Origin of the sequence: Agarivorans sp. 1_MG-2023, assembly GCF_030548385.1 — a bacterium.
Lineage (GTDB): Bacteria > Pseudomonadota > Gammaproteobacteria > Enterobacterales > Celerinatantimonadaceae > Agarivorans.
Window position 1 is genome coordinate 60,619 of record NZ_JAUOSJ010000003.1, and the last position, 20,371, is coordinate 80,989.

The following is a 20,371-nucleotide window of genomic DNA, read 5'->3' on the forward strand; positions in this document are numbered from 1 at the left end:
AGGAGCTAACCATGTCTATTCAACACTTCGAGAGTAAAGCCCGCATGAGCCGTGCGGTAGTGCACAACAACACCGTGTATTTGTGTGGCCAAGTGGCTAAAGACACCAGCCATGGCATTGCCGAACAAACGCGAACCACTATAGAAAAAGTAGAAGAGCTGTTAGCCACAGTGGGTTCCGACAAATCTAAATTGCTTAGCGTGACTATTTACGTGCGAACCATGGACGATTTTGCGGAAATGAACAAAGTATGGGATGCATGGGTCGCCGATGTTACACCGCCAGCACGCGCCTGTGTGCAAGCCCATATGGCCCGCGAAGAAATATTGGTAGAGATGTCGGTAACCGCAGCGGTATAGCCTTCATTCAGTGGTCCATTGGCTTAATGGGCTGAATGACTTGGTTTATTAATAATAGTTTTGTAAATTAAGGCTTGTTGTCACTCAAGCACAAGGAAGCGCTTATCTTTACTCTTAAACTTGATGATTTATCTGGTGCACAAATTATTGCGCTGCTGCAAGAGCACCTTAATGATATGCACGCTACCTCGCCACCAGAAAGTGTGCATGCCCTAGATTTATCCGGCTTAAAACACCCAAGTGTGCAGTTTTGGACAATATGGGACGGTGACAAACTGGCTGGTTGCGGGGCCACTAAACAGCTTGATGAACAGCATGCTGAGATTAAGTCTATGCGAACGTCTGCCGCTTATAAGAACCAGGGAGTGGCGTCTGCTGTGCTACTGCACCTTATTGAGCAAGCTAAAACCAGCGGCGTTAAGCGACTCAGTCTTGAAACCGGTTCTATGGACTTCTTTGTACCAGCCCATGGTTTGTACTTGAAACATGGCTTTGAGTTTTGTGGGCCCTTTGCTGATTACAGTGAAGATCCTAACAGCAAATTTATGTGTTTGAACTTATAGTTTTTAAGGCTGGCATAGTACTTATTTAACAGGGGCTTAGTCGGTTTATAACATTGCCTAGCAATGCTATAAACCCGTATCTTAAGGCGTTTACATATACTTATTGCATGTTGTTCTGCGCCGAGCTTAAGGCTCTAGCGTTATCAACAACACTAGGTGAGACCTAAGCAAATCGTTCTAACACTAGAGCAAATTTCTCTGGAATATGATTGCGCTCTTTCAAGTTATATACACTGTTTAACGAACAATTGGCTTTCATCGCAAAAACAGAAGGTGGTATGCCTTTTTTGCGTAATGCTTTCCAAAACTGCTTTCCATTAAGCGTGCTCATACTATCTCAATTACCCTCAAGTAAGTTGTTGAACTAATTAATAAGAACGGGCGTTAAGGCAAAAATGTTCACTGGCCTTAGTCTTTTTCGCTCGTTTATTGCTAGCAAATTAACTGTGCGCGGGTATTTAACGAGAATTATATGACAACTTAATTACATCATTATGGTGTTTTTGCGGCGTGTTATCTGGATCAGTGTTTAACTAATTTTCACAAATATGCATTTTTTTGTTTACTTTTATTTAATGGTAAACATAATGATAACGATTCTCATATGCATTTTGAAAAGGAAGACAATGCGCCTATTTAAACTTGTACTCGGTTCTTCAGTATTGCTAGCAAATATTGCTTACGCTGAGATAAAACAAAATGATGTTGTAGAGCACTATGCTGAATTAGCCCACGCGGTATACAGCGATTCACTCAGCAGTGCAGTAACACTGCAAACAGCTACTCAGCAGCTAATTAACGCCCCGTCAGAACAGTCTTTAAATGCTACTAAGCAAGCTTGGTTAGATGCTCGTCGTTTTTACCAACAAAGCGAAGTATTTCGTTTTGGTAACCCAGTCGTTGACGAATGGGAAGGGCAACTTAATGCATGGCCGCTAGACGAAGGCTTAATCGACTATGTAGCAACAGACTACCAATATGAGTTGGGCAACCCTGGCGCCACCGCCAACATTGTGGCAAACACTAGCTTGCAAGTGGGCGAAGACACCGTTGATTTAACAAATATTACTCCAGAGCTATTGGCCTCTCTAAACGAACTGGCTGGGTCTGAAGCAAACGTAGCCACTGGTTACCATGCGGTTGAGTTTTTACTTTGGGGCCAAGATTTACATGGCACTAAAGCAGGAGCGGGTGAGCGTGCTTACACCGATTACGCTAAAGGCGACACTTGTACCAATGGCCATTGTGAACGCCGTGCGGCTTACTTAGCGGCAGTGACTCAACTGCTAATTGATGACTTAAGCTGGATGAGCAAGCAGTGGCAAAAAGGCGGTGATTACCAAACTAAATTGATCGCTGAACCTAGCGAGCAAGCGCTACGCCGTATGATGTTTGGTATGGGCAGTTTGTCTTTGGGCGAGCTAGCGGGCGAGCGCATGAAAGTTGCACTAGAAGCCAACTCAACCGAAGATGAGCACGATTGCTTTAGCGACAATACTCACAACTCGCACTACTACAATAACCAAGGTATTAGTAATGTTTACTTTGGTCAGTTCAAACGTTTAGACGGCTCTACCTTAAGTGGCCCAAGTTTGAACGATTTGGTAAAACAAAAAGACTCGGCTGTTGCAGCCAGCAATACCAAAATGTTTAATCAGTCTATGGCAGAAACAGCCAAGTTAGTGGCTAGCGCCGAACAAAGCGGTGTTTACTTTGATCAATTGATCGCCACCAGCAATACTGATGGTCACGCCTTAATTAATGGCACCATCTTAGCGTTAGTGGAGCAAACACGCGCCATTGAAGCCAGTGCAAAAGTATTAGGCATTGAGAACCTGAATCCTGATACCGCAGACCACGAATTCTAAAAAATAGCATTCAATAACATTAGGGAGCATAAGCTCCCTTTCGTGGTTTTTGTTCCACCATTCTTGGGAGAGAGTGAGCGTGAAAAATATTTTATTAACAACTGGCTTAGTGTTGCTAGCAACCAGCTTTAGCAGCATTGCCAATCCTAAAAAGCCCGGTGGTGATACCACTACTACTCGCATCGACGAAAATGCCTTCTCCTTGCCCGCCGCCAACTTAGACTTTGAAGGTAGGCTTAACTTTAGTACTGGCAATAGCTTCTTTCGTAACCCTTGGGTAGTCGCGCCTGCCACTACTATTGCGCGTGATGGCTTAGGCCCGCTGTTTAATACTAATGGTTGCCAGAATTGTCACCTTAAAGACGGCCGCGGTCACCCAGCTCCGGTTGGCGCTACCAACGCGGTATCGATGTTAGTGCGCATTAGCATTCCCGCAGTAAGCGACGAGCAAAAAGCCACAGAGGCACAAAACGGAGTGGTGCCAGAGCCAACTTATGGCGGACAAATTCAAGACCAAGCCAACCCTGGGATTAAGCCAGAAGCACGAGTACGTTTTGCCTATACCGACAAACCGTTTAGCTTTGCCGATGGCAGCAGCATTACCTTACGTGACCCTGAGTTGATAGTGGATCAGCTGGGTTATGGTGAGATGCACCCCGATACCATGTTCTCGCCACGTATTGCCTCCCCAATGATCGGTTTGGGTTTGCTAGAAAGCATTAGTGAGCAAGACATACTGGCCAACGCCGATCCAGATGACAGTAACAACGATGGCATTCGAGGCCTTGCCAACCGAGTGTGGGATGCGCAGCAGCAACAATTCACCCTTGGTCGTTTTGGTTGGAAGGCCGGCCAACCGAACTTGATGCAGCAAAACGCCGCGGCATTTAATGGTGACATAGGCATTACGAGTTTGTTGTTCAGCAAAGATCATTGTACTGCTGCTCAAATCGATTGTTTGACGGCGACCTCGGGCGTAGATCCCGATGGCTCAGAGGTGAGCGACAAGCTACTGGGTTTTGTTGAGTTTTATACTCAGCATTTAGCCGTACCTAAACGCCGTATTGAAGATGCCGAGCAAGTGGCGTTGGGTGATACCTTATTTAGCCAAGTCAGTTGCGATAGTTGTCATAAACGCAGTTTTACTACCGCCAAGCGTGATAACTTACCTGCATTAAGCGAGCAGATTATCTACCCCTATACCGATATGTTGTTGCATGATATGGGACCAGAGTTAGCCGACGGCCGTGGCGAGTACCTTGCCAACGGGCAGCAGTGGCGCACCCCTCCTTTATGGGGGGTGGGGCTTACCGAAACGGTAAATGGCCACAGCCAATTACTGCATGACGGGCGTGCTCGCAATGTTACCGAAGCGATTGTTTGGCATGACGGAGAAGCTGAACCGGCCAAGCAAGCCTTTGCCAAGTTAGACAAAACCCAGCGCGAGGCGCTAGTGGCGTTTGTTAATTCACTCTAAGGATTGACCATGAATAAGCAGTTTTTACGCGGCCTTACCCTAGGCGTATTAGGGGTACTGGGGCTTAGTTGTGCCAGCGCGTATGCTAAAACATCACAAACAGAATGGCTGCAGCAGGAGCAAATAAGCATTGCTAAAGCCAGTGCTAACTTGCTTCAGCAAGCGCACAGCTATCAACAACAAGTTGAACGTTACTGCGCCGAGCCAAGCGTGCAAGGTTTGCTAAATACCCAGCAAATGTGGAAGCAAAATTATTTAGCGTACTTGCCGTTACAATCAAGCGCGTTAGGCCCGTTGGTCGACCTAAAGTTAAACTGGGCAATCAGTTACTGGCCAGACAAAAAAGATACTACAGGGCGCAAAGTAAAAGCGGCTTTGTCTAATGCGCCAGCGCCGCTAAGCGATACTCACAGTAATCTTAGAGTTCATGAGTATTTGTTGTTTGAAGCAATTAGCGACCACCAACGTTGCTCGTTATTACCGGGCACAATAAGCCGCTATGTTAGTGCGATAGAGCAGGTGCACGGTGGCCTGCAAAGTAGCGAATTAGCAGCCTTAGAAATAGCTCAACTGCGCAGCGATGTACTCAATAGTTACCGGCTACAAACTAGCGTGATGTTACGTAAGTATCGCGCTATGTACTCGGCCAAACACCAGCGTCTGCGCCCTTATCAAGGCGAAGCGTGGCGCGCCGACATTAGTGCTCAATTATTGGCCGAGCAATTAGTATTGCTGCATAACAGATACGAGCAAGACTTAGCGCTGTACTTAAGCAGTGTTGACGCAAAGTTGGCTAAACAAGTGAGTGGGCAATTTAACGACTTAGTCCCGTTAATGCCAAGCCAAGAACCCAGCGGTGACAATGCATCGCTAGAGGCGTGGCAATTGGCCGAGCCTAAGCTCGCCAAGTTAGATAGCTTGTTTGCTAATCAAATACCGCAGGCTTTAGAGATAGAGTTAGGGTTTAATAATAACGATGGCGACTAAACTTAGCCGCCGTAGCTTGTTGCAACAGATGTTGAGCTTAGCTGCGGGAGCCAGTTTATTTAGTCCTGCAGGCATTGCTTATGCTTTAACGCGTGAGGGCGCGCAGGCCGAAGAATACCTATTGTTAGGCTGCACCAAGCAACACGGTAAACACCAACTCAGCGCAATGGCTAGCAATGGCGATTTGCGTTATCAGCTAGATTTGCCTGCACGTGGTCATTATGTGGCGGTAGCGAATACTCCTCAGCCCGTTGCCGCGTGTATCGCGCGTCGTCCCGGCCACTACATCGCAATGTTTAACCCTCATACTGGCCAGCCAGTCCATGAACTTACGCCGCCAGCTAAGATGCATTTTTACGGCCATGCGGTGTTCTCTGAAGATGCAAACAAGCTTTACGTTACCGCAGGTTATACCGCTAATAGCCAAGGGGCTATATTGGTATATCTACAACAGGATAATACGTGGCAACTAAGCCAAACATGGCCACTCGCTGGTTTAGGCCCCCACCAATTATTACTCCTGCCGAGCAAACGTTTGGTGGTGGCTGTCGGCGGTATTCATACTCAAGGTAGAGACAAACTTAATCTTGATGATATGCAGCCTGCGTTAGTGTATTTAAACAGTGAATCGGGTGAGCAATTGCTTAGCCGTAGCCTAGATAACTCACAGTTAAGTATTCGTCATCTTAGTTATTCGCCGCAAACAGATACTGTGTGGTTGGCATGCCAAGGGCAAAACCCTAAACAAACAGTTCGCTCGCTAATCTACTCCCACAAAGGCGAACAAGCCTGCCAAGCCTTAGATCCTGATGCGGATTATTGGTCTTTGTTTGAACACTATATTGGCAGTGTGGTGTGCAGTAATGGCACGGTGTTAGCGAGCTCCCCGCGAGGTGCTAAACTAGCGGCCTGGTCTGAAGCTGACAGAGAGCTTCAACAACTAATACATGTTGATGATGTATGTGGTTTAGCGACACATGAAAAGGGCTGGTTGGCCTCAACCGGTCAAGGGCAGCTGCTTCATACATCGAACAAGTTAAAACGCCAACACACGACGCTGCAATGGGATAACCACCTTAGCGTAATGCCTATTCAATAAAGGCTTCTAGGTGTGAGGGCTAACAATGGGAGTGTTAATGGTGCTCTGGCCACTCATGTTCATCGAACAGATTGTGTTTGATAAGCTCTAGGCGTAAAGCATTAATCTTTTGCTTAAGTTCGTCTCGTATTAGCCTAATTGCTGGCGAAATCATCTGACGGCTGGGTAATACTAACCAAAGTTCAGTCACCGGTATGCGGTAGTCGCTCATAAAGCGTTGCAGGCGACCGGCCATTAAGTCTTCAGCGACATCAATAGCAGATTTTTTAGCAATGCCGACGCCGTCAATGCACCATCGACGCACCAAGTCACCGTCATTAGCCGCACGGTTACTGACCATTTTTACTTTGTATTCTTCATCGTCTTTAATCAGCAGCCAATTATCGTGTACTACTTTATACAGCTTGTATAGCAGGGCATTGTGCTCAGCTAAGTCTTTAGGCGATGAAGGGGTTCCATGCTTGGCTAAGTAGTCTGGAGAGGCACACAATAGGTGAGGGATATTACAAATCTTAAATCCGTAAAAATTAGTCTCTTTTGCTGCGCCGGTAATCATCGCCCGTAGTGCCACATCTACCCCGTCGCGATAGAAATCAACCTGGCTGTCACTAACATGCAAACGCAAGGTTAAATCGTGATGCTGTTCCATCACTTGATTGAGCAAGTTGCGCATAAGGTTTCGTCCCATCTCTGATGATAGGGCCATGCGTACTTCACCATTGATGGCTTGCTTCTCTTCATTAATTGCCATTTGACCTTGCTGTAACAGGTCTAGCGCTTGCTGGCACAAGGGAAGGTAGCGCTCACCTTCTGCAGACAACCTTATCTGTCTAGTGGTTCGCACAAATAGTTGAGTTCCTAGCGCGTTTTCAATGCGCTTTAAGGCAATGCTCGCCGCCGAAGAACTCATGTCTAGTTGGTTGGCCGCTTCAGTGATGGATTGAAGTTCAGCAATTTTTAATACTACCTGTAAATCAGCAACTTTCATGGGACCCCCTTTGGTGACAGGCAAAAGATTGGATTAGTGAGTTGACTCTACATTTCGATTATCCACGATTTCGCGAAAGTATATTTAAAATTGGCCCGTTTATCGAATTAATCTTCACTCGTAGAATGCGTAGCAAGACTTCGCAGTAAGCAAGTTTGGCGCTTTAGAGCGCTAACAGGACGTCAGTGAATCAAGCCTAAATATTCACTGAAATGTCATGCTGAATTGCGGCGTAAACAATTTTTTAACTTACTAATACTACGGAATGCTAACCATGAATAAACTAAAACTAACAGCCCTTGCTACCCTATTGAGTGCTACTGTTTTACCTGTAATGGCTGATGATCATACAGTGATTTCTACTGATAACATTAACTGGGGAATGCTTAATCCAGCACGAGGTGAGGCGAGCCCTAAAGCCGCCGATTTGTGGGGGGATCGTACTAAAGATATGGCCACTGGCATGTTAGTGAAGTTCCAAAAGGGCTTTTCTTCGCCTCCGCATATTCACAACATCACTTACCGCGGCGTTGTTATTGAAGGTCTTATGCATAACGACGACCCGAGTGCTGAAAAGATGTGGTTACCAAGTGGCTCATTTTGGATTCAGCCTGCTGGCGAAAGTCATATCACTGCGGCCAATGGCGAAGAGAATTTAATTTACCTTGAAATTGATAGCGGCCCCTACTTGGTTGAACCTGAAGATCACGCCTTTGATAACGGTGAGCGGCCGATCAACATGGCAGAAAACAATATTTTCTGGCTGAATGTGAATGACGCCACTTGGTTGGAATCAGGAAATGCTCAAATTAGTTACCTTTGGGGCGCACCAGAAACGGCTAATGGCAGCTTTGTTAAGTTACCTGCGGGCTTCTCGGGGAGCATTGAGAGTGACAAAGACTTAAAAGCCGTTGTAGTAAAAGGCAGTGCAAGCTACCAATGGAACAATCAACCTGCAACAACGGCGTTATCGCCAAGCAGCTTCTTTAGCTCAGAAGTAAAAGGTAAGCACCTTATTGAAGCCGACACTGAAGTTGTACTGTATGTTAAATCAACCGGTCGATTCACGGTTAAATAACCGGTAATTACATAGCTAGCGGCAAGTTTGCCGCTAGTTGTTCTTCAAGCCTACTGAATATCTTGCGCTTTCAACTGCTTTCAACTGCTTTCAACTGCTTTCAACTGTTTTGAACGTTCCTACAGCGAAGACTTAAATACTCACTTCCAGACATTTTTGTTGGCCCCTTAACCCTGCCTTAACCTCCACTTTGTTACCTTGCTAGCATCTTTGCAGGGGATAACAAAATGTTTAGATATTCCATTATTACTTTAATACTCACTGGCGTGCTGGGTTGCGCTTCAACCAGTGACCTTGATTATGCAGCTCAAGCCAATGCTAGCAGTAACATTGCCATAGAACAGCTTGTAGAGCAGGTGATTGCCGAGCGTGAAGTAAGGGCGAACCAACAAAACGGTGAAACGGGCAATTACCTTACCGACTTAGTGAGTATTCCAGCGCTGTCGCAGTACTTAGATATTGCGTTGGAAAACAATCCAAACCTGCAGCAAAGCATTGTCGCGCTTAAGATTGCTTATGCACAGCAGGGTGTTACCGGGGCGGATAGAATGCCTACGGTGGATGCCTCGTTTGGTGCTGAAAATACTCAAAACACCGATCCAAGTTACAACGCAGACGTCACGGTAACCTGGGAGGTAGACCTATGGCAGAAGCTTGCCGACAGCAATAATGCTGCGATAAAAGATATTGCCGCCACTCAAGCCAGCCTAGATGCAACGCGAGACCTGCTTGCTGCAAACATTATGCGCGCTTGGTTAGATATTAGTGTTGACCAGCAACTATTACAGATTGAACAGCGTCGCTTAAGCATATTAGAAAACAACGAAACCCTAGTGCTAGATCGCTACCAAGTTGGTCTTGGCAGTTTAGAGGAGCTTGATAGCGCCAAAGCTAACACTGCTTCTACGCGCGCCACTGTGGCTCAGTATCAAGAAAATCTCGCCCAAAGTAAGCGCAGTTTATTACTGCAAACTGGTCAGTGGGATGTGGTGGCAAGCTCGCCGGAGGTGTCGAGTACTTTTCCTTCAGTATTAAATCCTTTAGATAATTTGTCAGTACAAGATATGTCTGGCAGACCCGATTTACGCCAAGCCTTTTTTAATATTGAAGCCGACAGCTATCGCACTGATGCTGCCTATAAAGCGATGTTGCCGTCATTTAGTTTGTCGGCCAGTTTGAGCGATATTGCCGATTCGCCCAGCGACGCATTGTTCACTAACCCCGTGTGGGCGGTGTTAGGGCAGGTATCTGCACCTTTGTTTCAAAGTGGGAAGCTAAAATCACAAGCTGAAATAGCCGAGTTAAGCACCGAGCAAAGTTATTGGAACTACCAACAAACCTTACTGACCGCTGTGAACGAAGTTGAGAATGCCAGCGGCCAAGAATATGCCTTAGCTCAGCAACAAACACATCTTAATAGCTCTCTTACTAGCGCCAAACGCAGTATCGAAAGTTACCAGCAAAAGTATCGCGAAGGCTTGGTCGACATTCTCGATCTGCTGATTGTTCAGCAACAAGCTTACGATATTGAGGCGCAACTGGTTAGCACCACTCATCAACGATTAATTAACCGAATTGATTTAGGCCTAGCACTGGGCTTGGGAGTTTCCTCATGAAAAAAAATGCCATTACTTTAGCCATTACCTTAGCTGCGGCTGGCGCAATATTTGTGGTCGTGGGATACAACGGCAGCCAAATGGCACAAGCCAAGGGCATGCCGGGAAAACCCGCGCCGGCTCAAGAACATGTGGTTGAAGTTGGCGCACCGGCTAGCGTAATCAATCTACCAGCGGTGTCAGTACAAGCCACGGGCACGGGAAGTTATCAAGCTGAAGTGATTGCATACGGTGAAACCAAATCACGTTTTGAGCTTGAATTTACCAGTGAAGTGAGTGGTCGAGTTGTGTGGCTAGCCGACAATTTTGAAACTGGCGAGGTGATAAAACAAGGCGCAGTGGTAGCTCAATTAGATGATAGCGCATACCAACAGGCGCTTACTCAAGCTAAAGCCGATGTCGCTGATGCGCGTTTAGCCTTGCTGGAAGAGCAAAGACAAGGTGAGCAAGCTGAATCAGAGTGGCTGCGTTCGGGGCTGTCTGGCGAACCCGCTTCTCCCCTAGTGTTACGTAAACCACAACTGACCAGCGCTAAGGCTCAGCTGGTTAATGCTCAGCAAGCGTTGGCAAGCGCCGAGAAAGATCTCGATGATACCAAGATCAAAGCGCCTTTTGATGCTCTGGTAGTGGTTCGAAATATTCAGCCTGGCAGTTACCTAACTGCTGGCAGCAATGTGGCTACGTTTTATAGCGTGGACCGGATTGAGGTAGAAGTGCCCTTGTCAGAGTCCCAGTGGGAAAACTTACCCAGCAATCAAGATTTTAGCCAATGGAATGTTGAGTTAAGTGATAGCAGTAGCTCACAAACTTGGGCTGCCACAGTAGTGCGCGCTTACCAACATTTAGACCACAATACTCGGCAGCGGTCTTTGATTGTTGCGGTAGATAAACCTTTAGAGCAAAACACTCCCTTGTTTGCCGGTACTTTTGTGCAAGCAACATTAAGTGGTTCAAGCCTTGGCGGCTTATGGGAGTTGCCCGCATCGGCTATCTCCCAGCAAGGAGACATTTGGCTGGTGGATGAACAAAACTTGCTGCAAAAAGCCACCGCCAAACCTGTCTTTGAGCGTCAAAACAAAGTCTATGTTAAGCCCTTGACCGATAAGGCCGTCGCGCAGGTGGTGATGCGACCACTGAGTAATTTCAATGTGGGTATGAAAGTTACCCCTTCAGAAGATAGCTAAGGTAGGGCAGTTTAGATGAGTAGTCATTCTCAACAACAAGGCGTTATTGCGTGGTTTGCCCGTAACTCTGTAGCAGCCAATCTGTTAATGATTGGCGTTATTTTAGTGGGTTTGTTTTCCATTAACTCGCTTCGCAAAGAGGCATTTCCTAGTTTGGAACCTGACGTTGTTTCGGTGTCGGTAACCTATGACAGTGGTGACCCTGTTCAGGCAGAAGAGGGGATTGCAATTAAAATCGAGGAGGCCTTAGAAACGGTATCAGGAATTAAACGCATTACCTCTACCTCCAGCGCTTCGGGTAGCCATGTATCGATTGAGAAACAGACAAATTATGACCTAGATGTATTGCTCAATGATGTGAAAACCAAAGTTGATGCGATTAATAATCTCCCCACCGAAGCGGATAACCCGGTGATTGATAAGGCGCGCAGGCAAGATCATGCTATTTGGATCCAGCTCTATGGTGATGCCGACCGAGCAACCCTGCAAAACTTGGCGGAACAGCTTAAATCAGACTTGTTAAGCCAAAGCGCTATTAGCGATTTAGAGATTAAAGCCAAGCTTGACCCCATGGTATCGGTGGAAGTGAATGAAGCCATGTTACAGGCTTATGGCTTAACCCTTAGCGATGTATCAAATGCAATTAATGAAGAATCATCGAGTGCTATTTCTACTAGCTTACGCAACGGCGAAAAAACGGTTCGATTAAGTGTTTCTCAGCAAGCTTATGAATTAGCCGATTTTAAAGCGATCCCTATCTTAACCACCGCCAATGGCAGCCAGATTACCTTAGGTGATATTGCTACTTTGTCAGATACCTTTGAAGAAGATACTTTTAGCCTGTCTCGCTTCGACCAGCAAAATGCTATGGGTATTCAAGTGGTGATGGACGAACACAGCGACGTTGTAAACATTGTAGAGCAAGCGACTCAGGTGGTTGAACAATGGCGCAGTAGTAACTTATTGCCAGAGAATGTGGACATTGAATCGTGGTACGACAAAAGCACTCTCATTACAGAGCGCCTGTCGTTACTGGGCAAAAATGCATTAACTGGCATTGCAATGGTGTTTATTGTGCTGGCGCTATTTTTGAACTTTCGAGTGGCGTTTTGGGTGGCGGCCAGCTTACCGTTTGTATTTTTCGGTACTTTGTTTTTTATGACCGACACCTTTATGGGGTTGACCATCAATGAGATGACCACCTTTGGGTTTATTATGGCTTTAGGCATTGTAGTAGATGATGCAGTGGTTGTAGGAGAGAGTATTTATTCCACCCGCCGCGAACATGGCGACACCATCAACAATACTATTATCGGCACTAAGAAAGTGGCTGCGCCCACTATTTTTGGAGTGTTGACCACAGTGGTTGCGTTTTTGTCTATTGCCGCGGTGGATGGGAAAATGGGCCAAGTTTATGCCCAGTTTGCCATGGTGGTCAGCATTTGTTTGCTACTGTCGTTGGTTGAATCTAAATGGATTCTTCCTAGCCATTTGGCTCATGTTAAAACCCAAGATACACCAAAGAAAAACCTGTGGTCTACCTTGCAAGGGGGCGCCGCTAATGGTTTGGAGTGGTTTAACCAACATGTTTACAGAAAAGTAATTACCCAAGCGCTTAATTTCCGCTATGCGGTGGTACTTGGTTTTATTGCATTGTTTATATTGGTGATTGGTATGCCAATGACCGGCGCGGTGCGAGTGGCATTTTTCCCTGATATTACTGGCGATACAGTAAGCGCAGAAGTGCGAATGTATAACGATGCCAGTTTTGGTCAAACTCAAACAAATCTATTGGCCTTAGAAAAACACGCGGTAACCGTGGATGAGTTGCTTAGTGCCCAACATTTACACAGTGAAGCGCCAGACACATATATTTCTAGCATTCAGGTGATCGCTGATGCTGATAAGTCGGGCACAGTGACCGTGGAACTGGCTACTGACGTCCCCTACAACGCTAATGAGTTTGCCGATTTATGGTTGGAAAAAGCCGGACAATTAGAGGGCACAAAAAAACTCAAGGTATTGTCTGCAAAAGAGATGGTAGACAACTTTAAAGTTGAGTTAAAAGCCAGTGATGAAGCGGTTTTGTTGGCGGCGGGTAAGGACTTTAAACAAGCCTTAACAGGCATAGAAGGCGTGAGCGGAATTGACGATAACCTAGATCTAGGTGAGCCCCAGTATCGCTTTGAGTTAAGTGAGCAAGGTCGAGCATTGGGTATGGATACTGCCAGTTTATCGAAGCAGGTCCTGCAATCTTTTGGTGGCGATATTGTACAGCGTTTCCAACGGGGTAAAGATGAAGTGAAAGTGCGTGTTCGCTACCCTGAAGAACAGCGACAAACCTTGGCTGATATTAAGCAGTCTAGCGTTCGCACTGCCGATGGTGCAGTTGTACCATTAGTGAGCGTAGCAAATGTGTATTCCGATTATCAGCAGTCAGAGATTACGCGTATTGATAATTTACGCGCGGTATATATTACTGCCGTGGTAGATAAAGAGGTGATTTCATCTAATGAATTGGTGAACAGTTTAGAGCGTAGTTTGGCGCAGGACTTACAAGCAAACTACCCCACACTTAAAATTGATTTTACTGGTGAAGCAGAGCAACAAAAAGAATCTACCGACTCTATGCAACATACCTTTGTATTAGCGTTGGTCGCTATATTTGCGCTACTGGCGATACCTTTAAAGTCTTATGTTCAGCCACTGATTATTATGGTGGTGATCCCCTTTGGTATTGTGGGTGCTATTCTTGGGCATTGGTTGAATGACCTAACAATCAGTATCTTATCTTTGAATGGTATTCTAGCCTTGAGTGGCGTAGTGGTGAACGACAGTTTGCTATTGGTATCGCGCTTTAATGAGTTGCTTAGCCAAGGAAAATTGTCGGTACGCGAAGCCATTAGCCAAGCCTGTAGTGGGCGCTTACGCGCGGTATTGCTGACCTCTATTACTACTTTTGCTGGTTTAGCTCCACTGTTAAGCGAAACGTCGATGCAGGCTCAGTTCTTAATACCAGCCGCCGCTGCCTTGGGTTACGGTATCTTGTTTGCTACGGTAATAACCTTGATACTTACGCCTTCTATGTTGTTGATTCAACATGATGCTAATCAAGGCCTTGCTAAGCTTAAGGGGCTGGTGTTTAAGCAGGCTTTAGTGCCAGCCAATTAGTGGCTTAGGTAAAATGTTTTCGAGGAAGAGGGGCGATGAGTAAAATCAATTTGCAGTTTTTACTAGTGGAAGATGATCTAGATTTAGCCACGGCTGTTATTGATTATCTTGAACTCGAAGACATTTTATGTGACCACGCTTCAAATGGCTTGTTGGGATTGAATCTGATTCATCAACATCATTACGATGTGGTTATTTTGGATCTGAACCTTCCCAAGATGGATGGCTTAGAAGTGTGTGAAAAGCTTCGAAATCAAGGCCTTGATGTGCCTATTCTGATGTTAACCGCTCGAGATAGACTCGACGACAAGTTAAAAGGCTTTTCAACTGGGGCTGATGACTACTTAGTTAAACCTTTTGCCATGGAAGAGCTAATAGCACGGGCGCAAGTATTGTCTCGGCGTCGCAGCGGAGAGGCGCACAAGCTAGTGGTAGCCGATTTGGAGTTGGATGTAAAAGCGCAAACAGCCGTTCGCAATCAACAGCTGTTGAAGCTCTCCCCAACCGGTATTAAATTACTAACAGTACTGATGCGTGAAAGCCCTAATCTAGTCACTCGAGAGCGCTTGATACAAAGTGTATGGGGCGATGAACAACCAGACAGTAATAGCTTAAAAGTACATATGTTTAATCTACGGAAGGCGGTAGATAGCCAGGCTGAGATTAAACTCATCCATACAATATCTGGTCAGGGATTTGCGCTAAAACAGGAACAACCGCAGTGAAAATAAATACCAGCATACGGCTCTACGTTATTGGAGCGATGTTTGTCACTGGCTCGTTAGTTATTATTGCCATGTCGGGCGTGGCAGTAAGCTACTTTTTTTCTGGTATGGATGTGGCCATGACGGAGTTAATTCGCTCACAAGCTTTTGAGCATGAAGTGAGTGATAACCACCCCGTTAACATGCAAGAACTTAGCATTGCCACGCGTTGGCAAGATCTCCCAGAAGACATTCAAAGCAGAATTGACCCCAGCGAAATCGAGCTTGGTCAGTTAAGTAAATTTATCGACGGCGTACCATTAATTTCGCCACCTAAAGTAGGCTATTTTGTTCTCAAGCTAGAGCGAGAGGGGGAAACCCGCTTCGCCTCGATAGTGTTGACCGAAGCCAGGCCTAGGCATCATGGAGAGCGCAAGTTACCCAATTTTTTCTACATTATATTCTATGCGCTGGCGGCGATTGTAATATTTGCAGGGATACTGATTATTCTCGCTTATCGTGTGTCTACACCAATACGATCGTTACGAGATTGGGCTAAGGGGCTTAACCAAGAGCAACTCAAACAGCCATTGCCTAGCTTTACCTACAGTGAGCTAGATGCTTTAGCTCAGATTATTCAGTCTAGCTTGAGTTCAGTGCAAGACAGTTTAGATAGAGAGCAGCGCTTTTTGGGTTACGCTAGTCATGAATTACGCACCCCTATTGCGGTAACGCGCAGTAACGCTGAGCTATTAGGCAAGATGATCGAACGTGATATTGACCCCAGTAAGCAGCAAGAGGTGCTGCGAAGAATAGAGCGGGCGGCGTTAACCATGACTAATTTAACCGACACTTTGTTGTGGTTAAATCGCCAAGAAGATAAAGCGCTACCGCAAGATGAAGTGCTACTAGGTGAATTGATAGAGCAAATAAATGGGGAGTTGAGTTATTTGCTGGTGGGTAAAGAGGTGAGCGTACACTTAGCGATAGATGCTACGCCAATCTCCTTGCCAATGGGCTTATGTAGAATTGTCATTAGCAACCTTATTCGTAATGCATTTCAACATACTTATTCAGGAGAAGTTAAGATTGAACAGCAGCAAGAAAAGCTGGTGATCATCAACCACAACTTGTCTGATGATACGCATAATGATGATTTGGGTTTTGGGCTGGGCTTAGAGCTAACCGAGCGCTTGATGAAGCAATATGGTTGGTACTATTTAAATCACGCTACAACTAATGGGCGAAGAGTTGAAGTGCACTTTAGTTCTTCTTCATGCTGCTAGTTTAGGTGTTGGCTCGTTTATAAACAAAACCCGCTAATTAGCGGGTTTTGTTGCTTGTTGATGGGCAATAAATAGATTATGAGCTGTATTGCACTGCGTTGGTATGTGGGTCTACATAACTGTCTTTAGCCGCAGTCAATTCAAAGTTACTCTTACGGCCGTGCTCTTCAAATATTTCTTCTAAGGCGAGTTTCTGTTGGGCATTGGTTTGCTCAAATCGTATATGCAGTTGTAGTTTCTGCTGCCCTTTTGTGGTTTTCTTCTCGATAATTTGACCGGCAATATCAAACTGTTTATTGCGGCCTTTGTGCAGATACGACAGGTTTAACACCAAGGGCTGATTGCTTTGTATTGGCAAATTACTTGGCACAATAACGCTTACACCTCCTAGGCTGATGTCTTGGGTTAAGCCTTGCGCCCGTTCTCGGCCTTGAGTCATTGTAAAATGCAAGCCAGTAGGTACTCGGGGGTGGCTGCGTTTCTCGTCTTGCTGTTTAGTTTCAGCTTTTAAATTGGTATCTAACGAGAAGCGTTGCAGTAAATCGGTAACGTTGTTCGCCACTTTGGCTAGTTGACCAGCTACCAAGGCAGACGTTTCTGACTTGTTGTGGCTTTCTTCGATGATTTCCTGCAGATCACTTTGAGTCTGCTTAAGAATACCTAATTGCTGGTTTTGGTTCTCAACTTGTTCATCAATGTTTTGCTGAGCCTCGGCCACCAATTGAATCTTCTCTGTCACCTCAATAATGCCTTGCTCGGTTTGTTGAGAGGTTTCGCGGCTCTGTTCCACCTTGCTGGTCACTTCACCCATGCTATTAACCACTTGCTTAACACCCTCTGTAAGCTGGGTAATAAGCTTAGAAATTTCATTGGTAGAGCTGCCTGTTCGCGCGGCTAAATTGCGTACTTCGTCAGCCACAACCGCAAAGCCGCGGCCTTGTTCGCCAGCACGTGCTGCCTCAATGGCGGCATTTAAAGCCAGTAAGTTAGTTTGGTCTGCAATGCCTCGAATAGAATCTACAATACCGTACACTTCTTCAGCGGTGCCACTTAGCTCTTGAATAAAACTACTGGCTCGCGTGGTTTCTTCAGAAGTGGTGGTCATCATCGAGATGTTTTGTCCCACGAGTGCAGAGGCGTTAGTGGACAGCTGATTACACTGAGTGACCATGGTTAGGGTTTCGGCGGCAATTTCACTGAGGCGTGATGTTGATTCTTCAAGCGTTTGCGAATTTTCATACATGTTACTAAAGCGCTGTTGTTCGTTTCTATTCGCTTGGCTTATTTGGGTAGATAGCTCTGATACTTGGTTAGATGACAAATTAATATTGCTAGAGGCTTGTTGAATTTCACCTAGCGCTTCTTGCAGTGACTGGCGCATCAACTCAATGTGATGGGCTAACATTCCAAGCTCATTTTTGCTGATGATATTGTTGAGCTCAGGATCAGATTTTAAGTCACCGCGGCTAATTTTTCGACTAATAGCAACTAAGGAGTTTACCGGAACGGTGGTATCTCTAATCACTACCCACGCCACTATTGAACTTAATAACACCATGACTAGCGCCAGACCAATGCTGTTGTTCACTAGACTATTGAGTTTGTGTTCAGCGTAATCGGCGTAAATCAATACGGCTTTGTTCATTGCAGCCATGCTTTTATGGTTGGCTGCAAGAAAGGCTTCGGCATTTTGCGTTGAGGGGTTTTGTTGCAAGCTGGCGGCAGCACTAAGCTGCGTTTTCCATAAAGAATCAACTTGGCGTAGCTGGTCAACAAACGGCTGGTGGTTAGGCCGAGGCAGCTCTATTGCGTTTGTCATGCCTATATCGGAGAAGGTTCGGCCACCTTGTTGCAAGGCTTTAAGTGATTGTTGATAAAGGGCCACGGTTTTGTCTGCGGCCAATAAACCGGGTAACTGTTGGTCTTTTTGAGTGCTTCTAAACAACTCTTCAGCAGAGAATTTTTTGGTTAGCATTCGCTGGCGACCAGCAACATTCACTATTAAGGCGTCCGCGTGATTTTGTTTTAGTGAACTGGTTACTAGAATCACTTCACCTAACATGGCTGCAGCGAGTAGCACTGGCAATACAAATAATTTCTTGCGAATCGAGATCGAGCTAAGCATAGTTGCTATCCCTGCAAATTAATAACTTAGTCATTATAGTGCATCTTATTCATAATATTAATAATACTATCGGATAGCATGACCTTACTCACTGCGCTGCTTGGCAACCGCTCAGTTTAACGCCATGCAAAGGGTGCGGATTCGTCGGTTAGCTCGCTTTTGCTTGTTTGGCTCGTAATAGGTGCAAGGGATTGCCTTTAGTGAAGACCAACAAGTTACCCAGCAGCACAGTAGCCACACCCATTAGCGCAAGCGGTGTCCATTGGTAGCCTTCAAACAGGGTGGATAAACCCAAGGCAACCACTGGAAACAAAACCGTAGCATAGGCGGCTTTTTGTGGCCCTAGGCGGCCCACTAGCACTAAATAAAAGCTAAAACCAAGTACTGATCCTACAATGGCGAGATATAGCAAACTACCTAGGTACAAGGGCTCGGTGCTAAAAGCAAAATCTTCACCACTGAACAAACCCCATAACAGCAACAACATTGCACCGTAAGCCATGCCATAACCATTCACCGACAATACCGACAGGCCTTGTTTTTGTTGCTTAGCCGACAGCATATTGCCTAAGGAGAAACAGTAAGTGCCCGCTAGTGCCATTAATAAGCCCATGAGCTGTTGGCTGGCGGTATCACTTTGGCGCATATCTGGGTAGAACAGCAATACAATGCCGCTAATGCCTAGTACCCCGCCACTGATTAAACGTAAGCTGGGCTTTTGGCCATGAAATAGCCAGCTATTGGCCATGTTCATAATGGTCGCAATAGAGAAAATAATGGAGATGAGCCCACTAGGGATGTATTGAGCTGCGTGGTAAAACAACATGAAGTTACAGCTAAACAAGCATAAACCTAGCAGTAAACAGCTTAGGTGCTGTTTAAGGTTAAGTGTTTGTAAGCGGCGGCTTAATACTAGAAACACCATTAATACCAACGCGGCAATGGCAAAACGGTACATAATGGAGTTTGCGATGGGAACATCGCCAATTTGATAGGCAATGGCTAACCAAGTGGTGCCCCAAATAAACACTGTGGCGATGTAGATAAACGCAATCATGCCAACACTCCTTGTTCACTCGTTAAACGAGAATGACTAAAAGTGTAGTGTCTCAAGCTTAGGCTGAGAAGTATTACAAACGCTTGCTATGAATGGCGCTTTTTATAGATTCTTGCGGTTTACTTAGAAACGTTAAGAAGACAAGATGTCTTTGGTTAGCTTTAAGCGGTGTTTGCCACGGCTAGCTTTGGTTTCTAGGTAGTAGTGGTTGTCTACTTTACGGTAAACACCAGTGCTTTCTAGCTCGGTAACCTTAATGCCATTTTCTTCAAGCGCGGTTTGTTTACGCGGATTGTTACTCAACAACTTAAGCTGCGATACGCCCATTGCTTTAAGCATTTGTGCGGCTTCGCTAAAGTCACGTAAGTCGTCGTCAAAACCCAGTTGGTTATTGGCTGAGTAGGTGTCTATACCTTTGATTTGCAACTGGTAAGCGTCCAGCTTGTTGTATAAACCAATGCCGCGGCCTTCTTGGCGCATATATAAAATAATGCCGCCTTGTTCAGCCATTTTCTCAATGGCTTCATTGAGCTGTTCACCACAATCACACCGTGATGAACCAAATACATCACCGGTTAAACACTCTGAATGAATGCGTACTAAAGGTGTGGTTTGTTGGCTATCGGCATTTTTGAATACCAAGGCTACGTGTTCTTTGTCGCTATTAAGTGCGGTAAATGACAGCATTTCAGCAGGAATATCACTACGTCGGCCCACCTGAAAGGGGACTCGAGTGCGAATACTGCTAGGGTTTTCTGATTGCTTCATTTATGCGCTCCATTACAACTGCCTATGGCGAGGGCGAAGTG

General features: G+C 45.7%; 17 protein-coding genes. 12 read left to right on the forward strand and 5 right to left on the reverse strand.

Features of this window, described 5'->3' with window-relative positions:
- The first annotated feature begins 11 nt into the window (after nucleotides 1–11).
- Nucleotides 12–359 carry a RidA family protein gene (locus tag Q4592_RS04585; RefSeq protein ID WP_303510338.1) on the forward strand — a complete coding sequence of 116 codons (348 nt, stop codon included), beginning with the start codon at nucleotides 12–14 and terminating at the stop codon, nucleotides 357–359.
- 77 nt (nucleotides 360–436) lie between these two features.
- Entirely contained in the window at nucleotides 437–922 is a 486-nt protein-coding gene (locus Q4592_RS04590; RefSeq protein ID WP_303510341.1) for a GNAT family N-acetyltransferase, read from the forward strand.
- Nucleotides 923–1,085: 163 nt separating this feature from the next.
- Here Q4592_RS04590 and Q4592_RS04595 read toward each other — a convergent pair whose 3' ends face one another.
- A complete protein-coding gene (locus tag Q4592_RS04595) occupies nucleotides 1,086–1,253 on the reverse strand; it encodes a hypothetical protein (RefSeq protein ID WP_303510343.1) in 168 nt (55 codons plus the stop codon).
- Between the two features lie 295 nt (nucleotides 1,254–1,548).
- Between Q4592_RS04595 and Q4592_RS04600 the strand changes: the two genes are divergently transcribed.
- The 4 genes from Q4592_RS04600 (at nucleotide 1,549) to Q4592_RS04615 (ending at nucleotide 6,353) form a co-directional block, all read left to right on the forward strand.
- Nucleotides 1,549–2,790: an imelysin family protein gene (locus tag Q4592_RS04600; protein WP_303510346.1), complete on the forward strand. Its 1,242-nt coding sequence runs from the start codon at nucleotides 1,549–1,551 to the stop codon at nucleotides 2,788–2,790.
- Nucleotides 2,791–2,869: 79 nt separating this feature from the next.
- Nucleotides 2,870–4,267 carry a di-heme oxidoredictase family protein gene (locus tag Q4592_RS04605; RefSeq protein WP_303510349.1) on the forward strand — a complete coding sequence of 466 codons (1,398 nt, stop codon included), beginning with the start codon at nucleotides 2,870–2,872 and terminating at the stop codon, nucleotides 4,265–4,267.
- Nucleotides 4,268–4,276: 9 nt separating this feature from the next.
- Nucleotides 4,277–5,254, forward strand: a complete 978-nt coding sequence (locus Q4592_RS04610; protein ID WP_303510351.1) for an imelysin family protein — start codon at nucleotides 4,277–4,279, stop codon at nucleotides 5,252–5,254.
- Nucleotides 5,244–6,353 (forward strand): DUF1513 domain-containing protein, encoded by a 1,110-nt coding sequence (locus Q4592_RS04615; RefSeq protein ID WP_303510353.1) that lies wholly within the window; start codon nucleotides 5,244–5,246, stop codon nucleotides 6,351–6,353. The genes Q4592_RS04610 and Q4592_RS04615 overlap by 11 nt, the downstream gene beginning before the upstream one ends.
- 34 nt (nucleotides 6,354–6,387) lie before the next feature.
- Here Q4592_RS04615 and Q4592_RS04620 read toward each other — a convergent pair whose 3' ends face one another.
- Complete coding sequence (locus Q4592_RS04620) at nucleotides 6,388–7,341, reverse strand: LysR family transcriptional regulator (protein WP_303510355.1); 954 nt, start codon at nucleotides 7,339–7,341, stop codon at nucleotides 6,388–6,390.
- A gap of 334 nt (nucleotides 7,342–7,675) precedes the next feature.
- Between Q4592_RS04620 and Q4592_RS04625 the strand changes: the two genes are divergently transcribed.
- The 6 genes from Q4592_RS04625 (at nucleotide 7,676) to Q4592_RS04650 (ending at nucleotide 16,380) form a co-directional block, all read left to right on the forward strand.
- Entirely contained in the window at nucleotides 7,676–8,419 is a 744-nt protein-coding gene (locus tag Q4592_RS04625) for a DUF4437 domain-containing protein (protein ID WP_303511289.1), read from the forward strand.
- Nucleotides 8,420–8,646: 227 nt separating this feature from the next.
- Nucleotides 8,647–10,035 carry a TolC family protein gene (locus Q4592_RS04630; RefSeq protein WP_303510357.1) on the forward strand — a complete coding sequence of 463 codons (1,389 nt, stop codon included), beginning with the start codon at nucleotides 8,647–8,649 and terminating at the stop codon, nucleotides 10,033–10,035.
- The gene (locus Q4592_RS04635) at nucleotides 10,032–11,219 is read left to right on the forward strand and encodes an efflux RND transporter periplasmic adaptor subunit (protein ID WP_303510359.1); all 1,188 of its coding nucleotides are present in this window, start codon (nucleotides 10,032–10,034) and stop codon (nucleotides 11,217–11,219) included. Before Q4592_RS04630 ends, Q4592_RS04635 begins: the two co-directional genes overlap by 4 nt.
- A gap of 15 nt (nucleotides 11,220–11,234) precedes the next feature.
- A complete protein-coding gene (locus Q4592_RS04640) occupies nucleotides 11,235–14,390 on the forward strand; it encodes an efflux RND transporter permease subunit (protein WP_303510362.1) in 3,156 nt (1,051 codons plus the stop codon).
- A 35-nt stretch (nucleotides 14,391–14,425) separates the two neighbouring features.
- Nucleotides 14,426–15,115, forward strand: coding sequence for a response regulator transcription factor (locus Q4592_RS04645; RefSeq protein ID WP_303510364.1), 690 nt, complete (start codon nucleotides 14,426–14,428; stop codon nucleotides 15,113–15,115).
- Entirely contained in the window at nucleotides 15,112–16,380 is a 1,269-nt protein-coding gene (locus Q4592_RS04650) for a HAMP domain-containing sensor histidine kinase (protein ID WP_303510366.1), read from the forward strand. The genes Q4592_RS04645 and Q4592_RS04650 overlap by 4 nt, the downstream gene beginning before the upstream one ends.
- Nucleotides 16,381–16,456: 76 nt before the next feature.
- Here the strand turns inward: Q4592_RS04650 and Q4592_RS04655 are convergent, their stop codons facing one another.
- The 3 genes from Q4592_RS04655 to ribA form a co-directional block, all read right to left on the reverse strand.
- Nucleotides 16,457–18,505, reverse strand: coding sequence for a methyl-accepting chemotaxis protein (locus tag Q4592_RS04655; RefSeq protein WP_303510367.1), 2,049 nt, complete (start codon nucleotides 18,503–18,505; stop codon nucleotides 16,457–16,459).
- A gap of 148 nt (nucleotides 18,506–18,653) precedes the next feature.
- Nucleotides 18,654–19,562 (reverse strand): DMT family transporter, encoded by a 909-nt coding sequence (locus tag Q4592_RS04660; protein WP_303510368.1) that lies wholly within the window; start codon nucleotides 19,560–19,562, stop codon nucleotides 18,654–18,656.
- Nucleotides 19,563–19,694: 132 nt separating this feature from the next.
- Entirely contained in the window at nucleotides 19,695–20,330 is a 636-nt protein-coding gene (gene ribA / locus Q4592_RS04665) for a GTP cyclohydrolase II (RefSeq protein WP_303510369.1), read from the reverse strand.
- Nucleotides 20,331–20,371: the final 41 nt, after the last annotated feature.

Coding starts and splice junctions, on each gene's coding strand:
- Q4592_RS04585 (WP_303510338.1), top strand. CDS start 12: ATGTCTATTCAACACTTCGAGAGTAAAGCCCGCATGAGCCGTGCGGTA.
- Q4592_RS04595 (WP_303510343.1), bottom strand. CDS start 1,253: ATGAGCACGCTTAATGGAAAGCAGTTTTGGAAAGCATTACGCAAAAAA.
- Q4592_RS04600 (WP_303510346.1), top strand. CDS start 1,549: ATGCGCCTATTTAAACTTGTACTCGGTTCTTCAGTATTGCTAGCAAAT.
- Q4592_RS04610 (WP_303510351.1), top strand. CDS start 4,277: ATGAATAAGCAGTTTTTACGCGGCCTTACCCTAGGCGTATTAGGGGTA.
- Q4592_RS04615 (WP_303510353.1), top strand. CDS start 5,244: ATGGCGACTAAACTTAGCCGCCGTAGCTTGTTGCAACAGATGTTGAGC.
- Q4592_RS04620 (WP_303510355.1), bottom strand. CDS start 7,341: ATGAAAGTTGCTGATTTACAGGTAGTATTAAAAATTGCTGAACTTCAA.
- Q4592_RS04625 (WP_303511289.1), top strand. CDS start 7,676: ATGGCTGATGATCATACAGTGATTTCTACTGATAACATTAACTGGGGA.
- Q4592_RS04630 (WP_303510357.1), top strand. CDS start 8,647: ATGTTTAGATATTCCATTATTACTTTAATACTCACTGGCGTGCTGGGT.
- Q4592_RS04635 (WP_303510359.1), top strand. CDS start 10,032: ATGAAAAAAAATGCCATTACTTTAGCCATTACCTTAGCTGCGGCTGGC.
- Q4592_RS04640 (WP_303510362.1), top strand. CDS start 11,235: ATGAGTAGTCATTCTCAACAACAAGGCGTTATTGCGTGGTTTGCCCGT.
- Q4592_RS04645 (WP_303510364.1), top strand. CDS start 14,426: ATGAGTAAAATCAATTTGCAGTTTTTACTAGTGGAAGATGATCTAGAT.
- Q4592_RS04655 (WP_303510367.1), bottom strand. CDS start 18,505: ATGCTTAGCTCGATCTCGATTCGCAAGAAATTATTTGTATTGCCAGTG.
- Q4592_RS04660 (WP_303510368.1), bottom strand. CDS start 19,562: ATGATTGCGTTTATCTACATCGCCACAGTGTTTATTTGGGGCACCACT.
- ribA (WP_303510369.1), bottom strand. CDS start 20,330: ATGAAGCAATCAGAAAACCCTAGCAGTATTCGCACTCGAGTCCCCTTT.